Annotated in this window: 14 protein-coding genes; all 14 read left to right on the top strand. The window is 32.7% G+C overall.

Going from position 1 to position 13,202, the window contains the following annotated elements; genetic code table 11:
• The first annotated feature begins 346 nt into the window (after positions 1-346).
• The 14 genes from AAA453_RS13160 (at position 347) to AAA453_RS13095 (ending at position 13,103) form a co-directional block, all read left to right on the top strand.
• Positions 347-1,282 carry an aldo/keto reductase gene (locus AAA453_RS13160; protein ID WP_427705349.1) on the top strand — a complete coding sequence of 312 codons (936 nt, stop codon included), beginning with the start codon at positions 347-349 and terminating at the stop codon, positions 1,280-1,282.
• Between the two features lie 262 nt (positions 1,283-1,544).
• On the top strand, positions 1,545-2,087 hold the full coding sequence (locus tag AAA453_RS13155; protein WP_069815127.1) for a flavodoxin family protein: 543 nt from the start codon (positions 1,545-1,547) through the stop codon (positions 2,085-2,087).
• A 135-nt stretch (positions 2,088-2,222) separates the two neighbouring features.
• Positions 2,223-2,702 (top strand): GNAT family N-acetyltransferase, encoded by a 480-nt coding sequence (locus tag AAA453_RS13150; RefSeq protein ID WP_069815129.1) that lies wholly within the window; start codon positions 2,223-2,225, stop codon positions 2,700-2,702.
• Positions 2,703-2,719: 17 nt separating this feature from the next.
• Positions 2,720-4,036 carry an HD domain-containing protein gene (locus AAA453_RS13145; RefSeq protein WP_176721520.1) on the top strand — a complete coding sequence of 439 codons (1,317 nt, stop codon included), beginning with the start codon at positions 2,720-2,722 and terminating at the stop codon, positions 4,034-4,036.
• Positions 4,037-4,194: 158 nt separating this feature from the next.
• Positions 4,195-4,707: a YwhD family protein gene (locus AAA453_RS13140; protein ID WP_069815133.1), complete on the top strand. Its 513-nt coding sequence runs from the start codon at positions 4,195-4,197 to the stop codon at positions 4,705-4,707.
• Positions 4,708-4,996: 289 nt separating this feature from the next.
• The gene (locus tag AAA453_RS13135) at positions 4,997-5,410 is read left to right on the top strand and encodes a DUF1934 domain-containing protein (RefSeq protein ID WP_069832620.1); all 414 of its coding nucleotides are present in this window, start codon (positions 4,997-4,999) and stop codon (positions 5,408-5,410) included.
• Positions 5,410-7,077 carry an arginine--tRNA ligase gene (gene argS, locus AAA453_RS13130; RefSeq protein ID WP_069815136.1) on the top strand — a complete coding sequence of 556 codons (1,668 nt, stop codon included), beginning with the start codon at positions 5,410-5,412 and terminating at the stop codon, positions 7,075-7,077. Before AAA453_RS13135 ends, argS begins: the two co-directional genes overlap by 1 nt.
• 165 nt (positions 7,078-7,242) lie before the next feature.
• The gene (locus tag AAA453_RS13125; protein WP_427705347.1) at positions 7,243-7,890 is read left to right on the top strand and encodes an endonuclease III domain-containing protein; all 648 of its coding nucleotides are present in this window, start codon (positions 7,243-7,245) and stop codon (positions 7,888-7,890) included.
• Positions 7,891-7,938: 48 nt separating this feature from the next.
• Positions 7,939-8,709: a MerR family transcriptional regulator gene (locus AAA453_RS13120; RefSeq protein ID WP_427705345.1), complete on the top strand. Its 771-nt coding sequence runs from the start codon at positions 7,939-7,941 to the stop codon at positions 8,707-8,709.
• A gap of 204 nt (positions 8,710-8,913) precedes the next feature.
• Positions 8,914-9,798 (top strand): ABC transporter substrate-binding protein, encoded by an 885-nt coding sequence (locus AAA453_RS13115; RefSeq protein ID WP_069832624.1) that lies wholly within the window; start codon positions 8,914-8,916, stop codon positions 9,796-9,798.
• A gap of 141 nt (positions 9,799-9,939) precedes the next feature.
• The gene (locus AAA453_RS13110; RefSeq protein WP_427705342.1) at positions 9,940-10,890 is read left to right on the top strand and encodes a FecCD family ABC transporter permease; all 951 of its coding nucleotides are present in this window, start codon (positions 9,940-9,942) and stop codon (positions 10,888-10,890) included.
• 74 nt (positions 10,891-10,964) lie between these two features.
• Positions 10,965-11,663 (top strand): HAD family hydrolase, encoded by a 699-nt coding sequence (locus AAA453_RS13105; RefSeq protein ID WP_069832626.1) that lies wholly within the window; start codon positions 10,965-10,967, stop codon positions 11,661-11,663.
• A gap of 3 nt (positions 11,664-11,666) precedes the next feature.
• Entirely contained in the window at positions 11,667-12,464 is a 798-nt protein-coding gene (locus AAA453_RS13100) for an alpha/beta fold hydrolase (protein ID WP_427705339.1), read from the top strand.
• 132 nt (positions 12,465-12,596) lie between these two features.
• Positions 12,597-13,103: an SA0570 family protein gene (locus AAA453_RS13095; RefSeq protein WP_069815149.1), complete on the top strand. Its 507-nt coding sequence runs from the start codon at positions 12,597-12,599 to the stop codon at positions 13,101-13,103.
• The last annotated feature ends 99 nt before the right edge of the window (positions 13,104-13,202 follow it).

Genomic DNA, 13,202 nt, shown 5'->3' with positions numbered 1-13,202 from the left:
TGTTGTTCTGGTCCGAGCAATTTATTTAATATATTAGAATTATCATGATAAATTCTATAAAGATAGTATTATATTTAGTTCATTTGTTGATAAAAGTAATGAAATGATTTAAAAATACAATTTCTTTATGAAACTACTCATAAAATGAGCTAAAAAGGGTAAATACAAATTATGAAGTTAGTGAAACAATTAAATTTTAATGGTTATTTGCACATCGATGTTTAGATAACTTTTTATTAAGATGTGCATAAGATTGTTCAATATTATTGCGAGGCTAACGAGCATAAATATAGAAATCGTATTTTAAAATACGTGATTCATATTTAATATAAGGAGCTGAAGAAGTTTGGCGGAAAAAGTACAATTAGGTAAATCAGATGTTAAAGTATCACCCATTGCTTTAGGAACGAATGCAGTAGGGGGTCATAACTTTTATAATAATTTAGATGAAGAACAAGGGAAAGAAACTGTACGTACAGCAATTAGAAATGATATTAATTTATTAGATACGGCGTTTATCTATGGACCTGAACGTTCAGAAGAACTTGTTGGCGAGACAGTGAAAGAATTTACTAGAGAAGAATTTGCGATAGCTACGAAAGGTGCACATTATTTTGATGAAGATGGGAATGTACAAATCTCTAATGATCCAGAATTCTTAAAAGAACAAGTGGCACAAAGTTTAAAACGTCTACAATTAGACTATATTGATTTGTATTATATTCATTTTCCAGATGAATCAACACCTAAAAATGAAGCGGTTGCAGCTTTAAAAGAATTGAAAGACGAAGGCAAAATCAAAGCCATTGGTGTTTCGAACTTTAGTTTAGAACAATTGAAAGAAGCGAATAAAGATGGCTACGTGGATGTCGTTCAAATGGAATATAATTTATTGAATCGTAAAAATGAAGCGATTCTAGAATATACTTCAGAAAATGATATTACATTTATTCCATATTTCCCATTAGTATCAGGTCTTTTAGCTGGTAAATATACAGAGAACACGAAATTTGATGATCTTCGTGCCGAAAATCCAGAGTTTCAAGGTGAAAGATATCAAGAAAATTTAGAAAAAGTAGATCAACTCAGAGTGATTGCTGATAATCATAGAGTAGATGTAGTACATGTTGTATTAGCATATTATCTTACTAAACCATCATTAGATGTGATCATTCCAGGAGCCAAACGACCAAACCAAGTCGTGGATAATTTAATAACCCTTGATTTTAAATTAACAAACGAGGAAATAGAAAAAATAGAACAATTATTTCCAATAGAATAATAATATTACAGTAGATGGACCATGTAGCGTTTATCTACTTTTTATATTTATAAACTTTAAACCTAAAAATATACATAAATAGTATGTTGGAAAAGTACTATTTTTGAGCAAATAATTTAATTTATTAATGTATTTTCATTTATCTGTTTAATAATGACATTATTTAGTGTAGGATTATTAATTAAGTTTACCTAAATAATGAAATGTATAATTATAAAGCTCAACAGATATATTATTAATTTAGTAGTAGAAGGAGATTATTATGATCACAGTTTTATTCGGGGGCAGTCGACCAGAGGGGAATACTGCTCATTTAACTAAGGCGGCCATAGCAGGATACGACTACGAATGGATAGATTTAACACAATATCAATTAAATCCAGTTAGAGATGTAAGACATGATAATAAAGTAATAGAATCATATAATGATGATTATAAAGAGATTATTGATAAAGTATTAGCGAGTGAAACGATTATTATTGCTTCGCCGGTATATTGGTATAGTTTATCGGCATCAGTAAAAGCATTTTTCGATCATTGGTCTGAAACATTAATGGATCCCAATTATAAAAATTTTAAAGAAGAAATGGCAAAAAAAGATTTTAGATTAATCATCGTTGGTGGCGATTTCCCGAAAGTTAAAGGAAAACCATGTATCACTCAAGTGAAATATAGCTTGGAATTTATTGGTGCAACGTTATCAGGTTATATTATTGGTACTGCTGAAAAGCCAGGCGATATTGAAAAGGACGTTTACGCATTAAAACGTGCACAAGAATGGCAACAAACATTAGGCGAAAAGTAAATATATAAAAGATAGTTTGAGCAAATGATTTATGTTGTTCAAACTATTTTTAATCTAGATAGATAAAGTATTTTGAATACTAAAATTATGTTATAATGTAGCTATTATTACCTATCTAAATAGGGGGAGAGCAACATGCATAAAGTAAGAAAAGCAACTGCAGAAGATGTTGTCAGCATCAGAGATGTAGCAACAAAAGCGTGGTATAATACGTATTTAAATATTTACGCAGCTAAGACAGTAAATGAATTATTGGCTGCTTCATATAATGAACAACATTTACTTAAACGTTTAGAAGATCAATTGTTTTTAGTAGTTGAAGAAGACGAAAATATTATTGGTTTCGCTATATTTATTTATGGTACTGAATTATTCTTGTCTGCACATTATGTGAGTCCATCATGGCAACACCATGGTTATGGTTCTAATCTATTGTCTGAAGGCATTCGCTATTTTAAAGATGATTATAATGAAGTTTATTTAGAAGTAGATAATAAAAATGATGAGGCTATGACATTCTATCAACAAAAAGGTTTTGAAAAAGTACGCTCATACACACATGTAATGTACGGTGAAGCAATGGACTTAGCGTTGTTACGTAAGCCATTAAAATAATCTGCAAAGTATAGGGTATGAACAGGAGGACTACATTGACATTTACAACTTATGCTACACAAAAGTTACCTGAAGAAAAAGTTTTTAAAGACCCGATTCATAGGTACATTCATGTCAGAGATCAAGTGGTTTGGGATTTAATCAAGACGAAAGAATTTCAACGCTTACGTCGTATTAAACAATTAGGCACTTTATATTTATCATTCCATACGGCAGAACATAGTAGATTTGGGCATTCGCTCGGTGTATATGAAATTGTACGGAGATTGATTGATGATTCATTTGATGGTCGTGAAGCGTGGAATAATGATGACAGACCGTTAGCATTATGTGCTGCATTGTTACATGATTTAGGGCATGGGCCATTTTCACATAGTTTTGAAAAAATATTTAACACGGATCATGAAGCATTTACACAAGCGATTATTACAGGACCAACTGAAGTAAATGAAGTATTGAAACGTGTCTCAAATGATTTTCCACAACAGGTTGCAGATGTAATTAATAAAACGCATGAGAATAAATTAGTGATTTCTATGATTTCGTCACAAATTGATGCAGATAGAATGGATTATTTACAACGTGATGCTTATTTTACAGGAGTATCCTACGGTCAGTTTGATATGGAACGTATTTTAAGATTAATGCGCCCGTCTAAAGATGAAGTGCTTATTAAAGAAAGTGGTATGCACGCAGTAGAAAACTTTATTATGAGCCGTTACCAAATGTATTGGCAAATTTATTTCCACCCAGTAAGTCGAGGTGGGGAAGTATTATTAAATAATTGTTTGAAACGTGCGAAGCAGTTATATGAGGAAGGCTATACATTTAAGATGCATCCTACAGATTTCATACCGTTCTTTGAAGAATCCATGACAATTGAACAATACGTAGATTTAGATGAAGCGGTGGTATTGTATTATTTGAAAGCATGGGTGAAAGAAGATGATGAGATTCTAAGTGATTTATCTCGTCGTTTTATTAATCGCGACTTATTTAAATACATGCCGTTTGACGGTTCGATTATTACAATTACAGAATTAACCGATTTGTTTATACAAGCAGGTATAGATCCAAATTATTATTTTGTAAGCGAATCGTTCTCGGATTTACCATACGATTATGATAGACCAGGATCAGATAGACAACCTATTCATTTATTGCGCCGTAATGGTAAAATACGTGAAATTAGTAGTCAGTCATTAATCATTCATAGTATTACTGGTATAAACAGAGAGGATTATAAATTATATTATCCTAAAGAGTTTATTACTGAAATTGAAGATGAAAATATAAGCAATGCGATTATCAGTATTTTGAATGAATTAAATTAGCGATTAACCAATACGAGTAAAGTGTTGGCAATGGAATGATCGTATTGAATACAACTTTTAAAAACCATTTAAGTATACATGAGGCGTATTGTGGTTTTAAAATAGAGCTTAGATATTACAAGTAATTATGAAACTTATTTTATGGGAGGTGTTTGCTAGTGGCTGAAAGCAAAGGTTTTAAATTTAACATCATTAAGAATGACCCACTAGATGGACATAAAGGTACGAATATCGGTTCAATCAGTTTAGATAACGTAGCGCCTGTCTTTATCGATGTTCAAAATAAGGAAGCCTTTATTGATATTGGTGGTATGCATGCGCGCGCAAGTGTCGAAAAAGGTGTTAAGTGGATAAAAGAAAAAGAAGTCGTTGAAGGTGAAGATGCTAAAGAGTATTGGTTGTGCTGGGTTACGACTGAACGAGGCGAAAACGGTCCCTACTATGCAGGTGTTACAGGCTGTTATTTAATGGTGAACAAAAGTATTCGTAGAGGATATAAAAGCATGCCTGAACATGTCAACATGATGGATAAATCTATGAAACGTCAAATAGAAATTGAACACATCGGTGAAGAAAACAAACAAGTTTTAAAAGATTTTCTGAAAGCACATGACATTGAGATGTGGAATAATTCTGAACAAGCTTTGCATGACGCATTAGACACTAAGTAAATTTAATGTAAGTAACATCTAAGACATTTTGGTTTTAGATAAAGTAGACAGCCGAATTGTTTGAATTCTGGCTGTTTTTATTATGTAAAAGCAACTGAATTGTAAGTGTTGCATGTAAAATCTAATCAGCTATTTTTATATTACTGCTGACTTCGGCATGTGAAAAGAAATTTTATATTTTCAGTTAGTATGAAATTAACGTTTTGAAAATTGTTTTCGCAACTGTATTGCTTATTTCAAGTATGCTATAATTGTTTGTATTATTTTAAAGATTAGGGTGAAACGCACATTGGAAAACAATGTTAATATCCAGACGAAACAAATTGTTAAACAATTTGATAATAAAGAGAAATTTTCGCAAAAGACACAAGGATCTTGGCAAAAACGCAATGCTGAATTTATCCGATATCAAGAAGAAATTAATGATGTTACTGTAAATGTGACGGTGAAAATTGAGGAGTCAGGTGTCAAAATCATTCGCAACGGTGAAATTAAAATGATTCTTCATTTCGTTGAAGGTGAAGATACGATTACTTTATATGAAATTAGTGGCGGACGCATCCCACTAACAGTACGCACACATTCCATTTTACATTTTGTTACGCCTGATGGTGGCAAATTGAAAGTACATTATGATTTAATTCAAGATGAAGAGAAAATGGGATCTTATCAATATGAAATTACTTATAAGGAGACACCATAATGAACATAATTGATCAAGTCAAACAAACGTTGGTTGAAGAAATTAAAAACAGTATTCAACAAGCACAACTTGCTGATACAACTGAAATTCCAGAAATCAAAATAGAAATTCCTAAAGATAAAAGTAACGGTGACTATTCAACAAATATTGCAATGGTCTTAACAAAAATAGCAAAACGTAATCCACGTGAAATCGCACAAGCTATTGTAGATAATTTAGATACAACAAAAGCTAAAGTAGAAAAAGTAGCTATCGCAGGACCTGGATTTATTAATTTTTATTTAGACAATTCGTACTTAACTGCAATCATTTCTGAAGCAATGGATAAAGGTGACAAATTTGGCCATACTGAAGAAGCTAATGGTAAAAGTATCTTAGTAGAGTATGTTTCTGCAAATCCAACAGGTGATCTACATATTGGACATGCGCGTAATGCAGCAGTTGGAGATACATTGTCAAATATCTTAGAAGCAGCAGGCTATCAAGTAACAAGAGAATACTATATCAACGATGCTGGTAATCAGATTACGAATTTGGCGCGCTCCATTGAAGCACGTTATTTTGAAGCGCTTGGTGATGATTCTTTTGAAATGCCAGAAGGTGGATACCACGGCAAGGATATCATTAATATCGGTAAAGATTTAGCTGATAAACAACCTGAGTTAAAAGACCTTTCAGAGGACGAACGTATAAAAACATTCAGACAACTCGGTGTCGATTATGAAATGGAAAAATTAAGAACAGACCTGTCTGATTTCAATACGCACTTTGACAGTTGGTTTAGTGAAACATCTTTATACGAAAAAGGCGAAATTAAAAAAGTTTTAGATAAAATGACAGAACTTGGTTATACGTATGAACAAGATGGTGCAACGTGGTTACGTACGACTGATTTCAAAGATGATAAAGATAGAGTATTAATCAAGAAAGACGGCAACTACACGTACTTCTTGCCAGATATCGCTTATCATTTTGATAAAATTGAACGTGGCAACGATGTATTAATCAACTTATTTGGCGCTGACCATCACGGTTATATCAACCGTTTGAAAGCATCGTTAGAAACATTCGGTGTAGAAAATGACCGCCTTGAAATCCAAATTATGCAAATGGTTCGATTAATGCAAGATGGACAAGAAGTGAAAATGAGTAAACGTACAGGTAATGCAATTACGTTACGTGAAATTATGGATGAAGTTGGCGTAGATGCTGCGCGTTATTTCTTAACAATGCGTAGTCCGGATACACATTTTGACTTTGATATGGAACTTGCGAAACAAGAATCTCAAGACAATCCAGTGTATTATGCACAGTATGCACATGCACGTATTTGTTCGATTTTGAAACAAGCTGAAGAAAGAGGCATTAAACCTTCAAAAGAAGCGGATTATTCATATATCACAAATGCAAAAGCAATCGATTTATTGAAAAAAGTAGCCGAATTCGAAACAATGATTGAAAGCTCAGCAGTTCAAAGAGCACCTCATAGAATTACGAATTATATTCAAGAGTTAGCTTCTCACTTCCATAAATTCTATAATGCGGAAAAAGTATTAACAGATGATGTTGAAAAGACAACAGCGTTAATCGCACTTATTAATGCAGTCAAAATCACAATGCATAATGCATTAGATTTAGTCGGTGTTAATGCACCAGAATCTATGTAAGTAAAAGTCTAAAGTGATAAGATTTGATTAACGAGAGTGAGTAATAGATTTGTATGGATCAGATAGTGTAACAACTCATCCAATAACAAATCGTTGCTCGCTCTTTTTTTATAAATGAACTACGAGCAATTACAAAACTTAAAATTGAAGAGAGGTGGATATATGATGTTGGATACAAAAACGTTATATCAACTATTATATGAGCATATGGGTCCTCAGGGTTGGTGGCCTGCAGAATCAAAAATAGAAGTTATGTTGGGCGCGATTCTCGTTCAGAATACGAATTGGCGAAATGCAGCATATGCAATTGAATCTTTAAAGCAAGCAACACATCTAGAACCACAGCACATCTTGAATTTAAAGTTAGAAGCGTTACAAGTATTAATTAGGTCGAGTGGGTTTTATAAAAACAAGGCACAAACCATACTCTCTTTATTAACTTGGTTGGATCACCACGATTTTGATTATCAGGAGATTAATCATCGTTATAAACAAGACTTGAGAAAGACGTTGTTAGAAATTAAAGGTATTGGTAGTGAGACAGCTGATGTACTCATCGTATATATCTTTGGAGGTGTTGAGTTTATAGCAGACAGTTATTCTAGAAGACTATATCGAAAATTAGGATATACGCAAACTGACAGCTACGAACAATTAAAGCGACATATTAAATTACCAGATGACTTTTCAAATCAAGATGCTAACGAATTCCACGCATTGCTAGATAATTTTGGCAAAAATTATTTTAACGGTAAAATAAACTCAAAATATACATTTTTAGATGCTTATTTTGAAAATGAAACAAGTGGTTGACCTTCACGTAACGTAATACTACATACTGCGTTATAGGAGGCGAGATAATTGAAACAACAATTTAGTCCGAAAGACATCGCACATATTACTGGTGTAAGTACGCGCACATTGCATTACTACCATGAAATAGGTCTGTTAATACCCAATCAAGTTTATGAGCAAGGCTATAGGTCATATAACATGGAAAATCTAACGAAACTGCAGCATATTTTATTTTTAAGAGCGCTAGAATTAACATTAGAAGAAATAAAACAATATTTTGAAGGCACTATCAATGAAAAGAATAAAATACTCGGTACACGTTATGAAATTGTTTTAGATAAACGTAATCAATTCAATCGTATTTTGGAGAAATTAGATGAACATTTTAAAAATCATAGTCATGAAGCGCTAGATATAGAAGACTTCAGTGGATTTGATTTAACCAGTCAGTATGAGCGTGAAGCATACAACAAATATAAAGATTCTAATTATTATAAAGCATTTGAACAAAGTAACGCTCGAAAGCATAAACATCAGCAGCAATCGAATAATGACAAAATTAAAACACAACTTGAAGGTTTTTTTGATAAAATGAACCAGTTGCAAAATGAGGGCATCACACCTAATCAAGCAGCTGACAATATAGAAGCATTTAAACGTATTTTATCGATGCAAGTGACTAATTGTGATAACCAATTTATTGAATATATGGCACTTACGTATGAGCAAGATGAACGATTTATAAAAAATATTAACAAAAATCGTAACGATGATTTCCATCACTATTTGATTCAAACAATGCGTATATTTGTTAATAAAGAAGATAATTCAAATTAAATTTGTATGCCGTTGAATTTGTTTATAACATATGACACAAATGCTTAACTAGACGAGGCTGGGACATAAATACATGTCTCAGCCTCAACCATTTTATTGGTTTTACACTCAAATGTGAATTTATAGAAAAAAATTAGCATTGATAATTAAAATTGAGCTAAATTTTGATATGATAAAGAAAAGTATGAACTAGGAGATTACGACGTGAAAAGACCTTATAAAATTTTTTATCTTTTTATTGTTTTAGTATTTTTATTAGCAGCTTGTGGGACAAACGAAGAGCAATCTAAAGAGAAAGCACAGAATTCGGACAAACGTTCTTACGACAGAATTATATCATTGATGCCGAGTAATACTGAGATATTGTATGAATTAGGATTAGGAAATAATATCGTGGGTGTCTCGACTGTGGATGACTATCCGAAAGAAGTTAAAGATAAGCAGCAGTTTGATGCAATGAAATTAAATAAAGAATCCTTATTAAAAGCAAAACCAGATTTAATTTTAGCGCATGAATCACAGAAAACAACAAGTGGTGACATATTAAATACGCTTAAAGATAGTGGCGTTAAAGTAGTCTATGTGAAAGATGCACAATCACTTACCGAAATGTATAATACCTTTAATCAAATTGGTAAGGTGACTGGTAAAGAGGATGAGGCTAATGCGCTCATTAAAGAGACAAAACAAAATATTAAAGAAGTGAAAGCATCAGTACCGAAAGATGCTAAACCACAAAAGGTGTTTATGGAAGTCTCTTCCGAACCAGAAATATATACAGCAGGTAAACACACATTTTTTGATGATATGTTGAACCAATTAAACGCAACGAATAGTTTTTCGAATTTAGAGGGTTGGCAAAAAGTAAGTAAAGAAGCAATTATTAAGAAAAATCCAGATGTTATGATTTCGACAATGGGTATCTCTAAAGCCGAATACCAAAAAGCGTTGAACCATCGTGGCGGATTCAGTGACATAAAAGCAGTGCAACACAATCATGTTGAAGCTGTGAATGGCGATCAAATTTCACGTCCAGGGCCACGTATTGATGATGGACTAAAAGCTTTGAAAGAAGCCATTTACAAATAATAGGTATCCGCGCATTATCCATATAGTCGTACAATCTTGTACTTATGAAATTCCAGTTGTTTATTTGGAGAGGTGTAGTGTTAAGCCTAAACAGATGGTATTGTAATAATTGAAAGATTTCATTGAAAGCGTGGCAAAAAAATGAAGTACTATAAATCAATCATAATATGGCTAACAGTACTCATTGCTAGCATATTGCTAAGTTTATTATGGAGTATTGGTGACATCAGTGACGCATTGACTCAAACGATTCTCTTTCAAGTTAGAATACCAAGAACACTACAAGCTTTGCTTGCAGGTATTGGCTTGACACTTGCTGGCCATATGTTTCAAACATTATTGAATAATCCATTAGCGGATAGTTTCACATTAGGATTAGCGAGTGGTGCAACATTTGGGTCAGGCTTGGCTGTCGTCTTAGGCATGTCATTTATATGGTTACCGATCTTTTCAGTTGCATTTAGTATTATTACATTGGTTTTAGTCCTTGCTCTAACGATGGCGATGTCGAGAGGTTATCCGATTAGAACATTGATATTATCAGGTATTATGATAGGTGCTTTATTTAACGCCTTTCTATATATACTCATTATATTTAATCAAAATAAAATGAATAATATTGTCAATTATATGTTTGGTGGATTCTCTTCAGCTGAATATAACGAAGTGGTATACATTGGCACAGTGTTACTCATTGGTGTTATTATTTTATTAAGCATGATTTCTAAAATTAAAATATTACAACTTGGCGATTTACGGGCCAAATCATTAGGTTTAAATGTTCAAAGTATGACATATAGCGTGCTGTTGATTGCTTCAATTTCAACTGCAGTAATCGTTGCTTATGTTGGTGTTATTGGCTTTATTGGTATGGTTATACCCCAACTTGTACGGCGACACAGTGGACATTATGATTTAGGACAACAAATGATACTTAATATGATTATTGGTGGTACAATTATGGTGCTTTCAGATTGGTTGGGCAGTGTTGTTTTAGAACCATTCCAAGTACCTGCAAGTATTATACTGGCTTTACTGGGTATTCCAGTATTATTCTATATCATGATTACACAACCACGTATGTATGAATAGTGAAGTATAAATAGATGAATATATGCTGCTAAGCATGAATTAAAGTAAAAGTTTGAATTAAAGAGGTAATGATGATGGACTTAACACAAGTAAAAGCGGTCGTCTTTGATTTAGAAGGTACACTGTTAGATCGAAAAAAATCTCGCGAAAAATTTATTGAAGAACAGTATGAAAGATTTCATGACTATTTAGTACGTATACAACTTGCAGATTTCAAGAAAAAATTTATAGAATTAGATGATGATGAAGATCATGATAAACCAGAATTATACAAAGCAATTATTAAAGATTTTCACGTTGATCGCTTAACATGGAAAGACCTATTTAATGATTTTGAAATGCACTTTTATCGTTATGTATTTCCTTATTATGACACACTTTATACACTTGAAAAGCTAACAAGTAATGGCTATCTCACGGGTGTAATCGCAAATGGAAAGTCGAAAATCAAACAATTCCGAATGCATACTTTAGGTGTAGAAGATGCGATTAATTATTTGTCTACATCTGAAACAGTAGGCTACCGTAAACCACATCCTAAGATATTTGAAGATATGTTATCCCAACTAGGGACAAAACCAGAAGAAACGATGTATGTGGGTGATGATCCATTGAATGATGTTGCACCTGCGAGAGCGATGGGAATGATCAGCGTTTGGTTTAAGGAAGATGATGAGGTTGAAGTAGAACCATTACCAGAAGAAATAGATTTTACAATTAGGAGCACTGAAGAATTATTAACAATATTATCTATAGCGAAGAAAGGAAGATAATCAATGAATTTATTTACAACAAAAGATGGCGTCGCTTTGAATTACAGAACAAGTGGTGAGGGCAATGCTATTGTTATGATACACACTGCCTTAGATAATTTATCTATATACAAGGAGATTGAAAATGCTTTCAATAAAACGCATCAAGTTGTGCTTATTGATTTAAGAGGTCATGGTTATTCAGATAAACCAAATGATATTGAATTTAAAACATATGCAGAAGATATTAAAGCGTTATTAGATTATTTATATATTCCAGAATGTGCAGTAATTGGTCATGAGTTAGGCGGCTCAGTTGCTGCCTCATTTGTTGCTCAATATCCAGAGATGACAACGACACTGACATTAGTGAATCCAACGCTACTTAACGAAATAACACCTGAAGAACGTTTGTATCGCAAATATTCGGATACAGTACGTAATTGGGAACAAGAAGCGCAACAAAAGTTTTTTGACAAGCATTTATATTATTCAAAACGCGCAGCTAAAAAAGTTTTAAAACAAGTAGACGATACCAATGCAATTGCTACGAACGCTGAATTACAGGCAGTGAAGGAATCATTTAACAATAATCATATTATGCATTATTTAGGAAAAATTCATTTACCAACTTTAATTATCGCTGGACAGCATGGCGAAAGAACAACCGTTGTAGAAGCTAAAGAAGTGGGCGACTATATTGGAGATGTTTCGTTTGAAGTGTTCGAAAAATCAGGTTTATATCCGTTTATAGAACAAAAAGAAAAATTCCTGGACGTTGTAAGAGATTTTATTAAAACAAATGAAAAAACAAAAATATAGTATAGCCTGTATTTATATTACGAAATGATATGAATATGTAATCTTTTTGTAACATCCCTGTTAATTACGTAATATTTATAGTACACTGTTGATGAGCACAAAATAACTTATAAATAGAAGGAGAGAGTGCTTATGAAAAAAATATTTGCGGCAGTTTTAGTTTCAGGGTTAGCGTTTTCTGGAATTGGTGCAGGTAGTGTGGATGCGGCTTCAGGTAACTCTATCCAAAATGTTAAGGCATTGCAAGAAGGAGATACAACATTAGAAGGTGCAACACTAGGCGAGTCTATTCAAAGTGTATTGAAAAATAACAATACACCAGTCTATTCTCATCGACCTGATGACAATGAACATTATTATGAATTTAAAAAAGAGAATGGTGTACTTATTGTAACTACTGACGGTAAGAAAAATGAAGGCGAAATTACTCGTGTTTCTATGAGTTATAATGATACTGATGGCCCAGCTTATGATGAAGTTAAAAATGAAGTCAGCAAAGATGCGGTCGCACGTGAGCATTATAATAACGTAACTGGTAATTTTGGTTATGTGCAAGATGATGAAGCTTCATATCAATTCAGTTCGTCATCTCCAAGTGATAAAAACATCAAACTTTATCGTATAGATATTGGTGAATAAGTATTACTTGTAGCATTTAAAAGAATAATTTGACCGGCAAGTGTGAAACTATATACTTGTCGGTTATTTTATTGTTAAAATAAGTGTAAGTATGAGATT

This window comes from Staphylococcus parequorum (assembly GCF_039237145.1).
In the GTDB taxonomy this organism is placed as follows: Bacteria; Bacillota; Bacilli; order Staphylococcales; family Staphylococcaceae; genus Staphylococcus; species Staphylococcus equorum_A.
This window is presented reverse-complemented; position numbering and strand designations above follow the sequence as displayed.